We start from the raw sequence: 18828 nt of genomic DNA on the forward strand, positions 1-18828 counted from the left end.
AGGAGCCGGCCGGCGGCCGGCACTACCGGGCCGCGACTTTCCGCCGCGCCGGACCTCGACCCGCCATCCGTCCGTTCATCTTGCCGAACGCTTGGCCAGCCAGCGGTCCAGTTGCGCGGCAAAGGCCTGCTTGTCCCGCGCATGCAGCGGCGGAGGGCCGCCGGTCTGAACGCCGGCGCCGCGCAGTTCCTCCATGAAATTGCGCATCGACAGCCGCTCGGCCATGTTGTTCGGGGTGTACAGGTCGCCGCGCGGGTTCAATGCGATGGCCTTTTTGTCCAACACCAGGGCCGCCAGCGGGATGTCCTGCGTGACGACCAGATCGCCCGGCTGGACCCGTTCCACGATCACGCTGTCGGCCACATCCAGGCCCGGCGGAACCTGGATCGAGCGGATGAAACGGGACGGAGGGGTCCGCAGCCAGTGGTTCGCGACCAGCGTCATCTCGATCCCGGCGCGCTCGGCGGCCCGGAACAGGATCTCCTTGATGACGGCCGGACAGGCGTCGGCGTCCACCCAGATGTGAACTTTAGGGGTCGGGGCATCGGTCATTTGGCTGATCTTAAGGTAGGAAAAATCTGAATAGGGGGTGCGATTTCGTGTAGGATCGCCCGACCCCTTGTCCTGTCAGGCGGGAGGGGGAGGATGGCTGAATCACCCAGCTATCGCTTTTTCGGTAAAACACGAGTATCGTCACCCACACTGTGTTTGCTAGGGTCACCGTGAATCGTGGCCTGGTGCAGTTGATCTCACGATCTGCTCATCGATCCGCTTTACCAACGCCTGCAACTCAGTCTCGGCTCCGATACGCGGCGGCCGCGATTATTTCAACTATTGTTTCAGGAGTTAGTACATGTCTGATCGTCAGCAGGGCACCGTGAAGTGGTTCAACGACGCCAAGGGCTTCGGCTTCATCACCCCGGAAAGCGGCCCGGACCTCTTCGTGCATTTCCGCGCGATCCAGGGCACCGGCTTCAAGTCGCTGCAGGAAGGCCAGAAGGTGACTTTCGTCGCCGTGCAGGGCCAGAAGGGTATGCAGGCTGACCAGGTGCAGGCGGTCTAATCGACCCCCCGCAACCGTAAGGTCGCCTAAAACGCCGGAAGCGAAAGCTTCCGGCGTTTTTTATTGGGCGGCGTCCGGCCATCGTCGACGCAGAGCCGTTGAAGACGTCATCGCAGACCCCGTTGAAGACGTCATCGCAGACCCCGTTGAAGACGTCATCGTTCCTGTTGCCCGGTTACGATGCCGCTTTGACCCTGCGGAACCCTCGATGATCAAGGTGCACCATCTGGACCACTCGCGCTCGCTGCGCGTGTTGTGGATGCTCGAAGAACTGGGCCTGCCGTACCAGGTCGTCAACTACCAGCGCGATCCCAAGACCTGGCTGGCACCGCAGGCGCTGCGCGACGTGCACCCGCTGGGAAAATCGCCGGTGCTGCAGGACGACGCCCTGGTCCTGGCCGAATCCGGCGCGATCCTGGAATACCTGGCCGACCGCTACGACAGCGGCCGCCAGCTCTCGCCCGAGCCGATGCCGGCCCAGGCCCCCGAACGCGTGCGTTACCGCTACTGGATGCACTACGCCGAAGGCTCGGCAATGCCGCCGCTGGTGATGACGCTGGTGTTTTCGCGCCTGCGCAAGGCGCCGATGCCGTTCTTCGCCAAGCCGATCGCACGCTCCATCGCCGACAAGGCGCTGAACGGCTTCGTGCGTCCGCAGGTGAAGCTGCACATGGACTGGATGGAACGCGAGCTCGGCCAGTCGCCGTGGTTTGCCGGTGAACGCTTCACCGCTGCCGATATCCAGATGAGCTTCCCGATCCAGGCCGCCGCCGCGCGCGGTGGCGACATGACCGCCTATCCACGGCTGCAGGCGTACCTGGCGCGGATCGAGCAGCGCCCGGCGTACCAGCGTGCGGTGGAGCGCGGCGGTCCGTTGAACCTCGGCGGCGGTTCGCGCTGAACTTGCGGCGCAGCCGGTCTGCCCCCATTTCATACCGATGAGCACCCAGCCCCTGCGTTTCGACAACCGTTTCATCCGCGACCTGCCCGGCGACCCGGAAACCGGCCCGCGCGTGCGGGAGGTGCGCGAGGCCGCGTGGTCTTCGGTCATGCCGACGCCGGTCGCCGCGCCACAGCTGCTGGCGTACTCGCCTGAGGTGGCCACGCTGTTGGGCATGGGCGAGGACCTGATCGAGAGCGAGGATTTCGCGCGGGTGTTCGGCGGCAATGCGCTGTATGCCGGGATGGCACCGTGGGCGGCCAACTACGGTGGGCATCAGTTCGGCCATTGGGCGGGGCAACTCGGCGATGGCCGTGCGATCTCGCTGGGCGAGCTGCTCACTCCGGATGGTGCGCATTGGGAGCTGCAGTTGAAGGGCGCCGGGCGCACACCGTACTCGCGGGGCGCCGACGGGCGGGCGGTGCTGCGCTCGTCCATCCGCGAGTTCCTGTGCAGCGAAGCGATGCATCACCTCGGTGTGCCGACCACGCGGGCGCTGAGTCTGGTTGGCACCGGCGATGCCGTGGTGCGCGACATGTTCTACGACGGTCGCCCTGAAGCCGAGCCCGGCGCGATCGTGTGTCGCGTCGCGCCGTCGTTCATCCGCTTTGGCAGCTTCGAACTGCCGGCGTCGCGCGGCGACACGACGTTGCTGCGGCAGTTGGCCGATGTCTGCATCGCGCGCGATTTTCCTGCGCTGGCAGAGGCGGGCGAGGCGCGCCATGCGCGCTGGTTTGCCGACATCTGCGAGCGCACCGCGGTGCTTGTCGCGCATTGGATGCGCGTCGGTTTCGTGCATGGCGTGATGAACACCGACAACCTCTCCATCCTCGGGCTCACCATCGATTACGGCCCGTATGGCTGGGTCGAGGATTACGATCCCGAGTGGACCCCCAACACCACCGACGCGCAGGGCCGACGCTATCGTTTCGGCACGCAGCCGCAGGTGGCGTACTGGAATCTCACCCGGCTGGCGCAGGCCTTGGCGCCGCTGTTCGAGGATGTCACCCCGCTGCATGACGGGCTGGCGCGCTTCCAGCAGGTGCACGCGCAATGCGAGCGCGCCGACATCGCCGCGAAGCTGGGCCTGGACGGCTGCCGCGATGACGACGTGGCGTTGATGGCGGCCTGGCTGGAGATCCTGCACGAGGGCGAGATGGACATGACGCTCGCGTTCCGCGGGCTGATGGCGATCGATCCTGCATCGCCTTCGGTGGCGGTGCTGGAGGAGGCGTTCTACAGCCCGGCCCGTCGCGAAGCGGTGCTGCCGTCGCTGCAGGCATGGCTGCAGCAGTACGCGGTGCGCCTGCGTTCGGATGGCCTGAGTGCACAGGCGCGTCAGCAGCAGATGGGCCGCGCCAACCCGGTCTACGTGCTGCGCAACTGGCTGGCCCAGGAGGCGATCGAGCAGGCGGAGCAGGGCGACCTCAGTGGCGTGCACACGCTGCTGGAGGTGCTGCGGCGCCCGTATGACGTGCAGCCCGGGCGCGAGCACTTCGCGGCCAAGCGACCCGAGTGGGCGCGTGTGAAGGCCGGCTGCTCGATGCTGTCCTGCAGCTCGTAGGGCGCTCGGTTACCCTATGCCACCCTTTGTGCTGTGCCGATCATGACCGAGTCTTCCGCCACGCCCGCCTGGGCCGGCCGCCTGCGCGACATCGCCGATTTCCCCAAGCCGGGCATCCTGTTCAAGGACATCATGCCGTTGCTCGCCGACGGCCCGGATTTCGCGGCCGCCATCGATGCGATGGTCGCGCCCTGGCGCGATGCCAATCTGCAGGCGGTGATGGGGATCGAGTCGCGCGGTTTCATCCTCGGCGCGGCCATGGCGCGGGTGCTGGGCGTGGGCTTCGTGCCGGTGCGCAAGCCGGGCAAGCTGCCGGGCAAGGTGCTGCGCCAGGATTACACCCTGGAATACCGCACCGACAGCATCGAAGTGCACGCCGATGCCTTGCCGGCCGGCGCACGCGTGCTGGTGATCGATGATGTGCTCGCCACGGGCGGCACCCTGCTGGCGGCGTTGTCGCTGGCCCGCCAGCTGCAGGTCGAGGTGGTCGGCGCGGCCGTGCTGGTGGAACTGGCGGGCCTTGGCGGCCGCGACCGCTGGACGGATGACGTCCCGCTGCTGGCCAACCTGGTCTATTGAGCCGGAAAACCGCGCGGGCGCGCCGCCACTGGTAGTGCCGGCCGCTGGCCGGCACCTCAAACGCCCCGACGCAAGTGCAGCCGACCAACGGTCGGCTCTACCCAATGCGTGAAGCGATCAGCCGACCAACGGTCGGCTCTACCGCTCAGACATCCATCTTGCGGACGCGGAACCGGCGGCCCTTGATCTTGCCGGCCTCCAGCTGGGCGATCGCCCGGCCGGCATGTTCGCGCGCGATGGCCACATACGAACGCGTGGCGTAGATGTCGATCTTGCCGATGTACTTGGCTGCCAGCCCGGCATCGCCGGTCAGTGCGCCGAGGATGTCGCCCGGGCGCAGCTTGTCGGTCTTGCCGCCATCGATGCGCAGCGTGGTCATCGCGGCCTGCGGCAGCACCGGCGGGCGCGCGGTGGCCAGCGGCGTCTTCTGCCAGTCCAGCGGCTTGCCCTGTGCCATTTCCAGCGCATCGGCGCGGTTGCGCTCGCGGTGCGTCACCAGGCTGATCGCCAGGCCCGTGGCACCGGCGCGGCCGGTGCGGCCAACGCGATGCTCGTAGGTTTCGATATCGGTCGGCAGCTCGTAATTGATCACCGCGGCCAGATCCTGCACATCCAGGCCTCGCGCGGCGACGTCACTGGCGACCAGCACGTTGCAGCTGCGGTTGGCGAAGCGCACCAGCACTTCATCGCGGTCGCGCTGCTCCATCTCGCCGTGCAGCGGCAGCGCGGAGAACCCGAACTGCTGCAGCGAAATGGCGACATCGTCGACATCGCGGCGGGTGTTGCAGAACACCACGGCCGATTCCGGCGTGTACTTGAGCAGCAGGCCGGCCAGCGCCTTCTGCTTCAGTGCCAGCTCGGTCTCGCAGAACAGGTGGCGGATCGCCGGCGCGTGATCGGCGCCTTCCACGGTCACTTCCACCGGATCGCGCAGCAGCACGCGGGCGATCTCGCGGATCTCATCCGGGAAGGTCGCCGAGAACAGCAGCGTCTGGCGGTCCTTGCTGGTGCGCCCGGCGATCTCGCGGATCGGCTCTTCAAAGCCCATGTCGAGCATGCGGTCGGCTTCATCCAGCACCAGGGTGGTCACGCCGCCCAGATGCAGGACGCGCTTGCGGCCCAGCTCCTGGATGCGCCCGGGGGTGCCGACGACGACCTGCGGATCGTGTGCCTCCAGCGAGGCCAGCTGCGGGCCCAGCGGCATGCCGCCGGTCAGCACCAGCAGCTTCAGGTTCGGAATGCCGGTGGCCAGCTTGCGGATCTGCTTGCCGACCTGGTCGGCCAGCTCGCGGGTCGGGCACAGCACCAGCGCCTGGGCGCGGGTCACGGACGGGTCCAGCGCCTGCAGCAGGCCCAGCCCGAAGGCCGCGGTCTTGCCGCTGCCGGTCGGGGCCTGTGCGATGACATCGCGGCGCTCAAGGATGGCCGGCAGGCTCTGGGCCTGCACGGGGGTGAGCGAGGTATAGCCCATGGCATCGATGCCGGGCAGCAGCGCTGGTTTCAGCGGCAGGGAGGAGAATTCAGACATGCGGTAGTGTCGCAGAAGTCCGCCCGGCGTGCCTCAGCCGAGCAGCGCGTGCACGCCCAGGTTGATCCCCAACCCGCCCGCCAACAGCCAGCCGAACAGCAGCAGCGCCAGCAGCAGCGGCTTCATCCCGGCCTTGCGCAGCGCCGAGGCGTGCGTGGTCAGACCGAGCGCGGCCATCGCCATCGCCAGCAACACGGTGTCCAGATCGATCGCTGCACTGACGATGGCCGCCGGCAGCACCTGCAGCGAATTGAGCCCGGCCACCGCCACGAAGCCGAACGCGAACCAGGGCACCACGATCCTGGCGCGCTGGCCGGGCGCCCCCGGCGTACCCCGGCGTGCCAACAGCATCGACAGCCCGATCAGGAACGGTGCCAGCATCATCACCCGCACCATCTTGGCGATCACGGCGGTGTCGGCCGCGGCTGCGCTCACCGCGCGCCCGGCCGCGACCACCTGCGCAACCTCGTGCACGGTCGAGCCGGTGAACACGCCGTAGACCTGCGCGCTCATCGGGATCCAGCCGTGCGCCTGATTGACCTGGTACAGCAGCGGGTACAGGAACATCGCGAGCGTGCCGAACACCACCACGGTGGAAACGGCCACCGTCACCTGCTCGGCGCGCCCGCGCACCACCGGTTCGGCCGCCATCACCGCCGCCGCCCCGCAGATCGAGCTGCCGGCGCCGATCAGCAGGGCGCTTTCCTTCTCGAGACCGAACCATCGCGTGCCGGCCCACCAGGCCAGCGCGAACGTGCTGGTCAGCACCAGCGCATCGATCAGCACCCCGCTGATACCGACCTGGCCGATATCCTGGAAGGTCAGGCGCAGGCCGTACAGCACGATGCCCGCCCGCAGCAGCCAGTGCTTGGAAAAGCCGACCCCGGCGCCGGCATGGACCGCCAGCCGCGGGTAAAGGGTGTTGCCCAGCGCGATGCCCAGCACGATGGCCAGGGTGAGCGCGCTGATGCCGTGCGCCTGCAGCCACGGCAGTGGCGCCAGTCCCATGGCCGCAGCTGCAACGGCGCCGGTCAGCAGCAGCCCGGGCAGGCGGCCGCGCCAGCGCTGCGCGGTGGTGGGTGAGGGCAGGGCGGCGGCAGAAGTGTTCACAAGGGTCTCCAGTCAAAGCACAGCCCTAGGCTGCGCGTCGCCGATGAACCTGTAAAACGCATTGTTCATGTCAATTCGACCTGTTTGGTGCGTTAATTGGCCTCATGCACCTCACCCTCCGCCAATGGCAGGTTTTCGTCTCCATTGCCGACGCCGGCACCACGGCCGCGGCGGGCGCGCAGCTGGCGTTGTCGCAGTCGGCCACCAGTGCCGCGCTCAACGAACTGGAGAGCCACCTGGCCAGCCCGTTGTTCGACCGGATCGGGCGTCGGCTGGTGCTCAATCCGCAGGGGCGGGCGCTGCTGGATCCGGCCCGCGCGCTGCTGGTCGCCGCCGCCGATCTGGAGCGGCTCGCCGGCGCAGGGCAGTCCAGCGCCGGCGTCCTGCCTCTGCTGCTGCGGCTCGGGGCCAGCACCACGATCGGCAACTACCTGCTGCCGTCCTGCGTCGCCGCGCTGCTGGCCGATAACCCGCAGGCGCAGGTGGACCTGCGGATCGGCAACAGCGCGGACGTTGTCGCGGCCGTACAGCGGCTGGAGGTCGATCTGGGCCTGATTGAAGGCCCGTGCCATGAAAGCGGCCTGCAGGTGCTGCCGTGGCAACGCGATGATCTGGTCATCGTGGCCGCGCCGGGAACGACGCCCACGTGCATGGACGTCGGGGCGCTGGCGCAGGCCCGCTGGCTGCTGCGTGAGCCGGGTTCGGGCACCCGCGAGGCGGTCGAGCAGGCGCTGCTGCCGCACCTGCATCACTTTGCCCGCGCCATGCAGTTGGGCAGCACCGAGGCGATCAAGCAGGCGGCTGCGGCCGGGCTTGGCCTGGCGTGCCTGTCGCGGCATGCGGTGGCCGATCTGCTCGCGCTGGGCAGCGTGCGCGTCGTGGAAACGCCGGTGCCGCCGATGTCGCGCCAGCTGTGGGTGGTACGCCATCCGGCCAAGCGGGTGCCCGCGGCGCTGTGGGCGCTGCTGGGGCTGCCTGCGGACGCGTTCGGTCAGGAGTAAGCGACGCGGTTGCCGTCAGACCGTACAATGGTCAGATGCCTCTGATTACTCTGCAAAACGTCGACTTCAGCGTCGGCGGCCCCCTGTTGCTGGAAAAAGCCGAACTGTCGATCGAGCCGGGCGAGCGTATCGCCCTGATCGGGCGCAATGGCGCCGGCAAATCGACCCTGCTCAAACTGCTGTCCGGCGATCACAAGCCCGATGATGGCGAAGTCCGCGTGCAGCAGGGGGTGCGCATCACCCGCCTGGAACAGGAGGTGCCGCACGGTGCCGCCGGCAGCGTCTTCGACGTGGTCGCCGACGGCCTGGGCGAACTGGGCCAGTGGCTGGCCGAATTCCATCACCTGAGCATGGCCGACGATTTCGACGGCGATGCGCTTTCGGCCGTGCAGGCCAAGATCGACGCCGCCAACGGCTGGGGCCTGGACCAGCGCGTCAGCGAAACCCTGACCAAGCTCGACCTGGATGGCGAGGCCGAATTCGCGCGCCTGTCCGGCGGCATGAAGCGCCGCGTGCTGCTCGGCCGCGCGCTGGTGTCCTCGCCGGATCTGCTGCTGCTCGACGAACCGACCAACCACCTGGACATCGAAGCCATCGACTGGCTCGAAATGTTCCTCAAGAACTGGAACGGCAGCGTGGTGTTCGTCACCCATGACCGTCGCTTCCTGCGTGCACTGGCCACCCGCATCGTCGAGATCGACCGCGGCCAGGTCACCAGCTGGCCGGGCGACTGGGCCAACTACGAGCGTCGCCGCGAAGAGCGCATGAACGCGCAGGCGCAGGAAAACGCACGCTTCGACAAACTGCTCGCGCAGGAAGAGATCTGGATCCGCCAGGGCATCAAGGCCCGCCGCACCCGCGACGAAGGCCGTGTGCGCCGCCTCAAGGCAATGCGCAACGATCGCTCGCAGCGCCGCGAACTCGGCGGCAACGTGCGCATGGAAGCGGCGCAGGCGGAGAACTCCGGCAAGAAGGTGATCGACGTCAAGGACATCTCGTTCGCCTTCGGCGAGCGCGTGATGGTCAAGGACTTCAGCACCGTCATCCTGCGCGGCGACCGCATCGGCCTGATCGGGCCGAACGGCAGCGGCAAGACCACGCTGCTCAAGCTGCTGCTGGGCGACCTGCAGCCGCAGAGCGGCGAAGTGCGCGCCGGTACCAACCTGCAGATCGCGTATTTCGACCAGTACCGTGCGGTGCTGCGCGAAGACTGGACCGCGATCGAGAACGTGGCCGAGGGCCGCGATTTCATCGAGTTCAACGGCAAGCGCAAGCACGTGCACGCCTACCTGCAGGACTTCCTGTTCTCGCCCGAGCGCGCCCGCGCGCCGATCACCCGTTTGTCCGGTGGTGAGCGCAACCGCCTGCTGCTGGCCAAGCTGTTCGCGCAGCCGTCCAACCTGCTGGTGATGGATGAACCGACCAACGATCTGGACGTGGAAACCCTCGAGCTGCTCGAAGAGCTGCTGAGCGATTACACCGGCACGTTGCTGCTGGTCAGCCATGACCGTGACTTCCTGGACAACGTGGTGACCTCCACGATGGTGATGGAAGGCGACGGCGTGGTCGGCGAGTACGTCGGCGGCTACACCGATTGGCAGCGCCATGCTGCACGCGTGGCCGCCGCGGCTGCGTCCGCACCGGTGGTGGCGGCCAAGCCGGTTGCTGCGGCCGCCGCTGCTGCCGCGCCGGCCGAGCCCAAGCGCAAGCTGAGCTACAAGGACGCGCGCGAGCTGGAACAGCTGCCGCTGAAGATCGAAACGCTGGAGAAGGACGTCGAAGGCCTCACCGCCGCGATGAACGACCCGGCGTTCTATCAGCGCAGCGCGCCCGACATGGCCGCGCACAATGCGAAGCTCGCCAAGGTGCAGGCCGAGCTGGATGCCGCGTACGCGCGCTGGGAAGAGCTGGACGCCTGATCCAGCAATCGGTGTAGAGCCGACCGTTGGTCGGCTGGCGTTGCCATACCGGTAGTGCCGGCCGCTGGCCGGCTCCAGGCAATCCAGAGGAGAGCCGGCCAGCGGCCGGCACTACCTCATGGCGCCCGGACGGAAGGCAGCCGACCAACGGTCGGCTCTACCGCCGTCACTTCAAGCCGTGCAGATCCCGCAGCTGGGTCGGCCGTGAGCCGAAATAGGCCGCCAGATCGGCGATGTCCTGATCACTCAGGTCGGTCGCCTGCGGGGTCATCAGCGCGTGCTGACGATCCCCCGCGCGGTAGGCCTGCAGGCTGTGCGCCAGGTAATCCCCGTACTGCCCACCCAGTTTCGGATAGGTCGGGTCGATCGGCTTGTTGCCGTCCGCCCCGTGGCAGTCGATGCAGCTCTGGCCGGTGGCTTTGCCCTTCACCTGGGCACGCGCCTCACCGGCGGCGATGCGGCCGGCCGGCAGGCCGGCGGAGGAGCCGGACCCGTGTTCACCACTGGCGTGGCCCGGATCGGCGGCGGAATCTGCGCTGTTCTCCACCTGTGACTGCGAGCACGCAGTCATCAGCAGGGCAACGGACAGGGCGATGGCGTAACGCTGGAGTGGCGTGGCTTTCGACATGAGCGCGCTTATTTGACGGTGGACAGGTAAACAGCGAGATCGGCGATCTCCTGTTCGCTGAAACTCATCGACTGCGCCTGCATCGTCGGATGCTTGCGCTTGCCGTGGCGGTACTCGGTCAGCGCCTGGCTGAGGTACTCACGGGTCTGCCCGCCGATCTTGGGCACCTTGTAGCTGGGGTAGGCGTTCTTGTACCCGGTGATGCCGTGGCACCCCTGGCACGTGTAGGCCAGGACCCGGCCATTGTCGAACCGGCCGGTGACGGCGGCGGGCGCCGGCGCGGTGGCGGCCGGAGCGGGGGTGGCGGGTACTGCAGGAGCGGGTGTTGCGGCCTGTGCGGCGGCCCCGAGGGGCAGGAGGACGGCCAGAACGAGACAAGCGGCGAGCGGCTGCGGGCGCATGATGTCCTTTTCCGATAAACGGGTCTGGTCGTTCCGGCGTGGGGTACGGAACTGGGCCGAGTATAGCCTGCCATTTCATCTAGCTGAAACCGGGCCCGGGAAGCCATCGCCGCAGGTCACCATGACCTTTGGGATATGGTGTGGTCGTGACGTGGTGCATTACTTTGCTACCACACCTGCCCACGCATCCTTAGGGACACGACGATGTCGCGACACACTTTCCTGCTCGGCCGCACCGGACGCTGTGCCGCTGCACTGCTGATCACCTCCACCCTGCTGCTGAGCGGCTGCGGTGGCGCCGGCCCCGCCGAAGCCAACGCTGCTGAAAAGGACGGCAAGGCCGAGAAGAAGGTCGATGCGGTACCGGTCGAAGCCGTCGCTGCCAGCCGTCGCGCCGTCGCTGCCAGCTACACCGGCACGGCCGCACTGGAACCGCGGGGCGAGTCGCAGGTGGTCGCCAAGACCTCTGGCGTCGCGCTGGTCGTTCTGGTCGAGGAAGGGCAGCAGGTACGTGCCGGCCAGCCGCTGGTGCGGCTGGACCCGGACCGTGCGCGCCTGGCGGTTGCCCAGAGCGAAGCGCAGATGCGCAAGCTGGAGAACAATTACCAGCGTGCCCACAAGCTGGTCGGCGAGCAGATGGTCAGCGCCGCCGATGTCGACCAGATCAAGTACGACCTCGACAACGCCCGCGCGCAGTACCGCCTGGCAACGCTCGAACTGTCCTACACCACGGTGGTCGCGCCGATCTCGGGCGTGATCGCCTCGCGCTCGATCAAGACCGGCAACTTCGTGCAGATCAACACACCGATCTTCCGCATCGTCGACAACTCGCGACTGGAAGCCACGCTCAACGTGCCCGAGCGCGAGCTGGCCACGCTGCGCCCGGGCCAGCCGGTCACGCTGATCGCCGACGCGCTGCCGGGCAAGACCTTCCCGGGCACGGTGGACCGCATCTCGCCGGTGGTCGATGCCGGCAGCGGCACCTTCCGCGTGGTCAGCGGCTTCGGCGAAGATGCTGAAGGCCTGCAGCCGGGCATGTTCGGCCGCATCCGTATCGACTACGACCAGCGTGCCGATGCTCTGGTGGTGCCGCGCATCGCACTGCTCGACGATGGCGAGCCGGCGGTGTTCCGCGTGCGCGAGGGCAAGGCCGCACGCGTGCCGGTCAAGCTGGGCTATGCCGAAGGCCCGTGGGTGGAAATCCGCGAGGGCCTGGCCGCCGGCGATCAGGTGGTTACGGCCGGCAAGGTGGCGCTGCGTGACGGCACCGCGGTGCAGGTGATCGGCGCCAAGCCGGCCGCCACTGCCGTCGCCAAGCCGGCGCCGGCCAAGGCGGAGAGCCGTCAATGACAGCGGCCGGCAACGACCACGGCAATGATCCGCACCAGGGCGAGCGCCCCGGTGCCCAAGGCGGCGGCCTGGTGGAATTCGCCACCCGCCGCCGCGTCACCATCGCGATGTTCACCGTCACGCTGATGCTGTTCGGGTTCATCGCACTGGGTAATCTCAAGGTCAATCTGCTGCCCGACCTGAGCTACCCGACCCTGACCGTGCGCACCGAGTACACCGGTGCAGCGCCGGCGGAAATCGAAACGCTGATCACCGAGCCGGTCGAAGAAGCCGTCGGCGTGGTCAAGAACCTGCGCAAGCTCAAATCGATCTCGCGTACCGGCCAGAGCGATGTGGTACTCGAGTTCGCCTGGGGCACCAACATGGACCAGGCCAGCCTGGAGGTGCGCGACAAGATGGAAGCGCTGAACCTGCCGCTGGAGGCGAAGTCCCCGGTGCTGCTGCGCTTCAATCCGTCCACCGAACCGATCATGCGGCTGGTGATCTCGGCGAAGACCGATCCGTCCAGCGATGCCGAGGCCGTGCGCCAGCTCACCGAGCTGCGCCGCTACGCCGATGAAGACCTGAAGAAGAAACTGGAGCCGGTCACCGGCGTGGCGGCGGTCAAGGTCGGCGGCGGTCTGGAGGATGAAATCCAGGTCGACATCGACCAGCAGAAGCTGGCCCAGCTCAACCTGCCGATCGACAATGTCATCAAGCGGCTCAAGGAAGAGAACATCAATATCTCCGGCGGTCGCCTGGAGGAAGGCTCGCAGCGTTACCTGGTGCGCACCGTCAACCAGTTCGCCGATCTGGAGGACATCCGCAACCTGCTGGTGACCACCCAGAGCAGCAACGGCAGCGCGGCCGATGCAGCGATGCAGCAGATGTTCGCCATCGCCGCCTCGACCGGCTCGGATGCCGCCGTGGCCGCCGCCTCGGCCGCGCAGAGCGCATCCAGCAGCAGCTCCACCAACATCGCCAACGGCGTGCCGGTGCGGCTGAAGGATGTCGCCACCGTGCGCCAGGGCTACAAGGAACGCGAAGCGATCATCCGTCTGGGTGGCAAGGAAGCGGTCGAGCTGGCGATCTACAAGGAGGGCGATGCCAACACGGTGTCGACCGCCGAAGCGCTGCGTGCGCGGCTGGAGCAGATCAAGGGCCAGGTGCCCGGCGATGCCGAGCTGACCACGATCGAAGACCAGTCGCGCTTCATCGAACACGCCATCAGCGACGTCAAGAAAGACGCCGTGATCGGCGGCATCCTCGCCATCCTGATCATCTTCCTGTTCCTGCGCGACGGCTGGAGCACGTTCGTGATCAGCCTGTCGCTGCCGGTCTCGATCATTACCACGTTCTTCTTCATGGGCCAGCTCGGCCTGAGCTTGAACGTGATGTCGCTGGGCGGTCTGGCGCTGGCCACCGGCCTGGTGGTGGATGATTCCATCGTGGTGCTGGAAAGCATCGCCAAGGCACGCGAGCGTGGCCTGAGCATCCTGCAGGCCGCTATCGTCGGCACCCGTGAAGTGAGCATGGCCGTCGTCGCCTCGACCCTGACCACCATCGCGGTGTTCCTGCCGCTGGTGTTCGTGGATGGCATCGCCGGTCAGCTGTTCCGCGACCAGGCGCTGACCGTGGCGATCGCGATCGCGATCTCCCTGTTGGTCTCGATGACCCTGATCCCGATGCTGAGCTCGCTCAAGGGCCGCCCACCGCTGGCCTTCCCGGAAGAACCCGCGCATCAGCCGTGGCAGCCTGACAGCCGCTGGTTGAAGCCGGTCGCCGGCAGCCGTCGTGGCGTAGGCACGCTGGTGCGCTGGATCTGCTTCGGGATGGCCTGGTCGGTGATCCGCGTCTGGCGCGGTCTGGTGGCCGTGGTCGGCCCGGTGATGCGCAAGGCCAGCGATGTGGCGATGAAGCCGTACGCCGGTGCCGAACGCGGTTACCTGAAGCTGCTGCCGGGCGCGCTGCACCACCCGGGCAAGGTGCTGGGTCTGGCCGCGCTGGCCTTCGTCGGCACGATGGCGCTGGTGCCGATGCTGGGTGCGGATCTGATCCCGCAGCTGGCCCAGGACCGCTTCGAAATGACCGCCAAGCTGCCGGCCGGCACGCCGCTGAAGCAGACCGATGCACTGGTCCGCGAGATGCAGCTGGCCCATGCCAAGGACGACAGCATCGCCTCGTTGTACGGCGTCAGTGGCAGCGGCACGCGCCTGGATGCCAGCCCGACCGAGAGTGGCGAAAACATCGGCAAGCTGACCGTGGTGATGGCCGGTGGCGGCAACGCACGCACCGAAGCGGCGATCACCGAGCGTCTGCGTGAGTCGATGCAGCAGCATCCCGGCGTGCAGGTCGATTTCGCCCGCCCGGCACTCTTCAGCTTCTCCACCCCGCTGGAAGTGGAACTGCGCGGCCAGGACATGGCCACGCTGGAAACGGCCGGCAAGGCGCTGGCCGCGATGCTGCGCAACAACCCGCACTACGCAGACGTCAAATCCACGGTGGAAGAGGGCTTCCCGGAGATCCAGATCCGCTTCGACCAGGAGCGCGCCGGTGCCTTGGGCCTGACCACGCGGCAGATCGCCGATGTGGTGGTCAAGAAGGTGCGCGGTGATGTGGCCACGCGCTACAGCTTCCGCGACCGCAAGATCGACGTGCTGGTCCGTGCCCAGGAAGGCGACCGGGCCAGCGTGGACAGCATCCGCCGGCTGATCGTCAATCCGGGCAGCAACCGGCCGGTGACGCTGGATTCGGTGGCCGAGGTGGTCGCCACCAACGGCCCGAGCGAGATCCATCGCGCCGATCAGACCCGCGTGGCGGTGGTCTCGGCCAACCTGCGCGATATCGACCTGGGCGGCGCCGTGCGCGAAGTGCAGGACATGGTTGCCAAGCAGCCGCTGGGTGCCGGTGTGGGCATGCACATCGGCGGCCAGGGTGAGGAGCTGGCCGATTCGGCGCGCTCGCTGATCTTCGCCTTCGGCCTGGCCATCTTCCTGGTGTATCTGGTGATGGCCTCGCAGTTCGAGTCGCTGCTGCACCCGTTCGTCATCCTGTTCACCATCCCGCTGGCGCTGGTCGGTGCGATCCTGGCGTTGATGCTGACCGGCAAGCCGATCTCGGTGGTCGTGTTCATCGGGTTGATCCTGCTGGTGGGCCTGGTGACCAAGAACGCGATCATCCTGATCGACAAGGTCAACCAGCTGCGCGAGGCCGGTGTGCCCAAGCGCGAGGCGTTGGTGGAAGGCGCGCGCTCCCGCCTGCGGCCGATCATCATGACCACCCTGTGCACGCTGTTCGGCTTCCTGCCGCTGGCGGTGGCGATGGGCGAAGGCGCCGAAGTGCGTGCGCCGATGGCGATCACCGTGATCGGTGGCCTGCTGGTCTCCACCCTGCTGACCCTGGTGGTGATCCCGGTGGTGTACGACCTGCTGGATCGTCGTGGCGACGCCTACTACCGCGCGCGTGGCCGGCACCTCAAGACGCCGCTGGCCGATGCCGGCCATGACACCGCACAGGAGCCGGCATGAGCATTGCCGAGTTCTCCATCCGCCGGCCCATCACCACGATCATGTGTTTTGTGTCGTTGGCGGTGGTGGGCCTGATCGCCTCGTTCCGGCTGCCACTGGAAGCACTGCCGGACATCTCCGCGCCGTTCCTGTTCGTGCAGGTGCCGTATACCGGTTCCACGCCGGAAGAGGTCGAGCGCAACATCATCCGGCCCACCGAAGAAGCGCTGGCAACGATGACCGGGATCAAGCGCATGCGCTCCTCGGCCACCTCCGAAGGTGCCAGCATCTTCATCGAGTTCACCGACTGGGACCGCGACATCGCCATCGCGGCCTCCGATGCCCGCGAGCGCATCGATGCGATCCGCAGCGACCTGCCTGACGACCTGCAGCGCTACAACGTGTTCAAGTGGTCCAGCAGCGATGACCCGGTGCTGAAGGTGCGCCTGGCCAGTGCCACCGACCTGACCGGCGCATACGACATGCTCGACCGCGAGTTCAAGCGGCGGATCGAGCGCATCCCGGGGGTGGCGCGGGTCAACATCTCCGGTGCCCCACCGAACGAGGTCGAGATCGCGATCAGCCCGGACCGGTTGACCGCGCACAACCTGAGCATCAACGAGCTCAGCGATCGCCTGCGCACGCTGAACTTCTCGATCTCGGCCGGGCAGATCGACGACAACGGCCAGCGCGTGCGCATCCAGCCGGTGGGCGAGATCACCGACCTGCAGGAACTGCGCGATCTGGTGATCGACACCAAGGGCCTGCGCCTGGGCGACATCGCCGAGATCCGGCTCAAGCCCACGCGCATGAACTACGGGCGCCGCCTGGACGGCAACCCGGCCGTCGGCCTGGATATCTACAAGGAGCGCAGCGCCAACCTGGTGGAGGTCTCGCGTGCCGCGCTGGCGGAAGTGGAGGCGATCCGCACGCAGCCCTCGATGCGCGATGTGCAGATCAAGGTGATCGACAACCAGGGCAAGATGGTGACGTCTTCGCTGCTGGAGCTGGCCGAGGCGGGCGCAGTGGGCCTGCTGTTGTCGATCACGGTGCTGTTCTTCTTCCTGCGCCATTGGCCCTCCACGCTGATGGTGACCCTGGCGATCCCGATCTGTTTCGTGATCACGCTGGGCTTCATGTATTTCGCCGGCGTCACCCTCAACATCCTGACCATGATGGGCCTGCTGCTGGCGGTCGGCATGCTGGTGGACAACGCCGTGGTGGTGGTGGAGAGCATTTACCAGGAACGTGAGCGGATGCCTGACCAGCCACGGCTGGCCTCGATCATCGGCACCCGCAACGTGGCCATCGCGCTGAGCGCCGGCACGCTGTGCCACTGCATCGTGTTCGTGCCGAACCTGTTCGGCGAGACCAACAACATCAGCATCTTCATGTCGCAGATCGCCATCACGATCTCGGTCTCGCTGCTGGCCTCCTGGCTGGTCGCGGTGAGCCTGATCCCGATGCTGTCCGCGCGTATGCAGACGCCCAAGCTGGTGCATTCGGACAGCGGGGTGATCGCCCGCCTGCAGCGCCGCTACGCCACACTGCTGCAGTGGACGCTGGAGCATCGCGGTTGGAGCGTGTTCGGCATCCTGCTGGTGATCCTGATCAGCCTGGTGCCGATGAAGCTGACCAAGATCGACATGTTCGGTGGCGAGGGTGGCCACGAGGTGTTCATCGGGTACAACTGGAAGGGTGCCTATACCTTCGGGCAGATGTCCGAGGAAGTGGCACGCGTCGAACGCTACCTGGATGACAACCGCGAGGCGCTGCACATCACCCAGGTGTATTCCTGGTACAGCGAGCAGGAAGGCAGCAGCACGATCGTGACCTTCGATACCGCGCACGCCAAGAGCATGCCGGCCGTGCAGGAGGCACTGCGCAAGGGCTTGCCGCGGTCGGCGCGTGCCGATTACGTGGTCGGCAACTCGGGCGACGGCGGCGGCGGTGGCAACAACCAGGTGCAGGTGCAGCTGGTCGGCGACTCGACCAAGATGCTGCAGGAGATCGGCGAGGAAGTGGTGCCGCTGCTGGCCCAGCGCAAGGAACTGCGCGACGTGCGCATCGACAACGGCGAGAAGGGCAGCGAGTTGTCCATCCATGTGGACCGCGAGCGCGCGGCTGCGTTCGGCTTCAATGCCGAGCAGGTGGCCAGTTTCGTCGGCCTGGCCCTGCGTGGCGCGCCGCTGCGCGAGTTCCGCCGCGGTGACAGCGAAGTGCCGGTATGGGTGCGTTTCGCCGGTGCCGAGCAGAGCAGTCCGGAAGACCTCGCCAGCTACACCGTGCGCACCGGTGACGGCCGCTCGGTGCCCCTGCTGAGCCTGGTGGATGTGGCGATCAAACCCTCGGCCACGCAGATCGGCCGCACCAACCGCCAGACCACGCTGACCATCAAGGCCAACCTGGCCGAGAAGGTCACCGTGCCGGAAGGGCGCAAGGCCATGGAGGAGATGCTCACGCCGATGAGTTTCCCGGCCGGCTACACCTTCAGCTTCGACGGCGGCGACTACGGCGACGACGACCAGGCGATGTCGCAGATGATGTTCAATCTGGTGATCGCATTGGTGATGATCTACGTGGTGATGGCGGCCGTGTTCGAGTCGCTGCTGTTCCCGGCGGCAATCATGAGCGGCGTGCTGTTCTCGATCTTCGGCGTGTTCTGGCTGTTCTGGATCACCGGCACCTCGTTCGGGATCATGTCCTTCATCGGCATCCTGGTGTTGATGGGCGTGGTGGTGAACAACGGCATCGTGATGATCGAGCACATCAACAACCTGCGCCGCCGCGGGATGGGGCGGACCCAGGCGCTGGTGGAAGGCTCACGCGAGCGCCTGCGCCCGATCATGATGACGATGGGCACCGCGATCCTGGCGATGATCCCGATCTCCATGACCGACACCCAGCTGCTCGGCAATGGTCCGCCGTACTACCCGATGGCCCGCGCCATCGCCGGCGGCCTGGCGTTCTCCACGGTGGTGAGCCTGCTGTTCCTGCCGACCATCTACGCGATGCTCGATGACATGAGCACGGCGGTGTCGCGGATCATCCGGCGCGCGCGTGGCCGCGGCGTGGATGCTCCGGTGGTCGAGCCGGGCGCAGAATCGGTTTGAGGGTGGATGGAGGCCCGTTGGGCGGGCCTCCTTTTTTCGCGGACCGCATCCACGCATGGCGTGGATCTACAGGCGGGTATGGGCGCCATCCACGCATGGCGTGGATCTGCACGTGGGGCGGTCGTGGGGGGCGCGGGGGGGGCGCCC

At 67.1% G+C, this 18828-nt stretch carries 14 protein-coding genes; 9 read left to right on the forward strand and 5 right to left on the reverse strand.

Features of this window, described 5'->3' with window-relative positions:
* Positions 1-75: 75 nt before the first annotated feature.
* Entirely contained in the window at positions 76-552 is a 477-nt protein-coding gene (locus tag ABE422_RS00060; RefSeq protein ID WP_346482102.1) for a YaiI/YqxD family protein, read from the reverse strand.
* 301 nt (positions 553-853) lie between these two features.
* On the opposite strand from ABE422_RS00060, the gene ABE422_RS00065 reads away from it, so the two are divergent.
* From ABE422_RS00065 to ABE422_RS00080, 4 genes are all read left to right on the forward strand, one after another.
* On the forward strand, positions 854-1063 hold the full coding sequence (locus ABE422_RS00065; protein ID WP_017356920.1) for a cold-shock protein: 210 nt from the start codon (positions 854-856) through the stop codon (positions 1061-1063).
* Between the two features lie 208 nt (positions 1064-1271).
* On the forward strand, positions 1272-1964 hold the full coding sequence (locus ABE422_RS00070) for a glutathione S-transferase (RefSeq protein ID WP_313211580.1): 693 nt from the start codon (positions 1272-1274) through the stop codon (positions 1962-1964).
* A 37-nt stretch (positions 1965-2001) separates the two neighbouring features.
* Positions 2002-3567: a protein adenylyltransferase SelO family protein gene (locus ABE422_RS00075; RefSeq protein WP_313218046.1), complete on the forward strand. Its 1566-nt coding sequence runs from the start codon at positions 2002-2004 to the stop codon at positions 3565-3567.
* A 42-nt stretch (positions 3568-3609) separates the two neighbouring features.
* On the forward strand, positions 3610-4146 hold the full coding sequence (locus tag ABE422_RS00080) for an adenine phosphoribosyltransferase (RefSeq protein ID WP_123729042.1): 537 nt from the start codon (positions 3610-3612) through the stop codon (positions 4144-4146).
* 145 nt (positions 4147-4291) lie between these two features.
* On the opposite strand, the gene dbpA is transcribed toward ABE422_RS00080, so the two are convergent.
* Entirely contained in the window at positions 4292-5674 is a 1383-nt protein-coding gene (gene dbpA / locus ABE422_RS00085; RefSeq protein ID WP_259260417.1) for an ATP-dependent RNA helicase DbpA, read from the reverse strand.
* Between the two features lie 33 nt (positions 5675-5707).
* Entirely contained in the window at positions 5708-6784 is a 1077-nt protein-coding gene (locus tag ABE422_RS00090; RefSeq protein ID WP_346482194.1) for a YeiH family protein, read from the reverse strand.
* A gap of 104 nt (positions 6785-6888) precedes the next feature.
* Here ABE422_RS00090 and ABE422_RS00095 point away from each other — a divergent pair, with 104 nt between their 5' ends.
* Both ABE422_RS00095 and ABE422_RS00100 read left to right on the forward strand, forming a co-directional pair.
* Positions 6889-7785 carry a LysR family transcriptional regulator gene (locus ABE422_RS00095; RefSeq protein WP_346482195.1) on the forward strand — a complete coding sequence of 299 codons (897 nt, stop codon included), beginning with the start codon at positions 6889-6891 and terminating at the stop codon, positions 7783-7785.
* A 35-nt stretch (positions 7786-7820) separates the two neighbouring features.
* Positions 7821-9704 carry an ATP-binding cassette domain-containing protein gene (locus tag ABE422_RS00100; RefSeq protein WP_313211584.1) on the forward strand — a complete coding sequence of 628 codons (1884 nt, stop codon included), beginning with the start codon at positions 7821-7823 and terminating at the stop codon, positions 9702-9704.
* 166 nt (positions 9705-9870) lie between these two features.
* On the opposite strand, the gene ABE422_RS00105 is transcribed toward ABE422_RS00100, so the two are convergent.
* Both ABE422_RS00105 and ABE422_RS00110 read right to left on the reverse strand, forming a co-directional pair.
* Positions 9871-10332 carry a cytochrome c gene (locus ABE422_RS00105; protein ID WP_019183110.1) on the reverse strand — a complete coding sequence of 154 codons (462 nt, stop codon included), beginning with the start codon at positions 10330-10332 and terminating at the stop codon, positions 9871-9873.
* 8 nt (positions 10333-10340) lie between these two features.
* Positions 10341-10733 carry a c-type cytochrome gene (locus tag ABE422_RS00110; RefSeq protein ID WP_019183109.1) on the reverse strand — a complete coding sequence of 131 codons (393 nt, stop codon included), beginning with the start codon at positions 10731-10733 and terminating at the stop codon, positions 10341-10343.
* A 204-nt stretch (positions 10734-10937) separates the two neighbouring features.
* Between ABE422_RS00110 and ABE422_RS00115 the strand changes: the two genes are divergently transcribed.
* Genes ABE422_RS00115 through ABE422_RS00125 form a run of 3 tightly spaced genes read left to right on the forward strand, consistent with a single transcriptional unit; the run spans position 10938 to position 18681 of the window.
* Complete coding sequence (locus tag ABE422_RS00115; protein ID WP_313211586.1) at positions 10938-12083, forward strand: efflux RND transporter periplasmic adaptor subunit; 1146 nt, start codon at positions 10938-10940, stop codon at positions 12081-12083.
* Positions 12080-15589 carry an efflux RND transporter permease subunit gene (locus ABE422_RS00120; RefSeq protein ID WP_346482196.1) on the forward strand — a complete coding sequence of 1170 codons (3510 nt, stop codon included), beginning with the start codon at positions 12080-12082 and terminating at the stop codon, positions 15587-15589. The genes ABE422_RS00115 and ABE422_RS00120 overlap by 4 nt, the downstream gene beginning before the upstream one ends.
* Entirely contained in the window at positions 15586-18681 is a 3096-nt protein-coding gene (locus ABE422_RS00125; RefSeq protein ID WP_346481323.1) for an efflux RND transporter permease subunit, read from the forward strand. Before ABE422_RS00120 ends, ABE422_RS00125 begins: the two co-directional genes overlap by 4 nt.
* Positions 18682-18828: the final 147 nt, after the last annotated feature.

The organism is Stenotrophomonas sp. TWI1151 (assembly GCF_039673135.1).
In the GTDB taxonomy this organism is placed as follows: Bacteria; Pseudomonadota; Gammaproteobacteria; order Xanthomonadales; family Xanthomonadaceae; genus Stenotrophomonas.

What these genes read in the sequence shown, in the direction of transcription:
- ABE422_RS00060 (WP_346482102.1), bottom strand. Translation starts at nt 552, where the DNA reads ATGACCGATGCCCCGACCCCTAAAGTTCACATCTGGGTGGACGCCGAC.
- ABE422_RS00065 (WP_017356920.1), top strand. Translation starts at nt 854, where the DNA reads ATGTCTGATCGTCAGCAGGGCACCGTGAAGTGGTTCAACGACGCCAAG.
- ABE422_RS00070 (WP_313211580.1), top strand. Translation starts at nt 1,272, where the DNA reads ATGATCAAGGTGCACCATCTGGACCACTCGCGCTCGCTGCGCGTGTTG.
- ABE422_RS00075 (WP_313218046.1), top strand. Translation starts at nt 2,002, where the DNA reads ATGAGCACCCAGCCCCTGCGTTTCGACAACCGTTTCATCCGCGACCTG.
- ABE422_RS00080 (WP_123729042.1), top strand. Translation starts at nt 3,610, where the DNA reads ATGACCGAGTCTTCCGCCACGCCCGCCTGGGCCGGCCGCCTGCGCGAC.
- dbpA (WP_259260417.1), bottom strand. Translation starts at nt 5,674, where the DNA reads ATGTCTGAATTCTCCTCCCTGCCGCTGAAACCAGCGCTGCTGCCCGGC.
- ABE422_RS00095 (WP_346482195.1), top strand. Translation starts at nt 6,889, where the DNA reads ATGCACCTCACCCTCCGCCAATGGCAGGTTTTCGTCTCCATTGCCGAC.
- ABE422_RS00100 (WP_313211584.1), top strand. Translation starts at nt 7,821, where the DNA reads ATGCCTCTGATTACTCTGCAAAACGTCGACTTCAGCGTCGGCGGCCCC.
- ABE422_RS00105 (WP_019183110.1), bottom strand. Translation starts at nt 10,332, where the DNA reads ATGTCGAAAGCCACGCCACTCCAGCGTTACGCCATCGCCCTGTCCGTT.
- ABE422_RS00110 (WP_019183109.1), bottom strand. Translation starts at nt 10,733, where the DNA reads ATGCGCCCGCAGCCGCTCGCCGCTTGTCTCGTTCTGGCCGTCCTCCTG.
- ABE422_RS00115 (WP_313211586.1), top strand. Translation starts at nt 10,938, where the DNA reads ATGTCGCGACACACTTTCCTGCTCGGCCGCACCGGACGCTGTGCCGCT.
- ABE422_RS00120 (WP_346482196.1), top strand. Translation starts at nt 12,080, where the DNA reads ATGACAGCGGCCGGCAACGACCACGGCAATGATCCGCACCAGGGCGAG.
- ABE422_RS00125 (WP_346481323.1), top strand. Translation starts at nt 15,586, where the DNA reads ATGAGCATTGCCGAGTTCTCCATCCGCCGGCCCATCACCACGATCATG.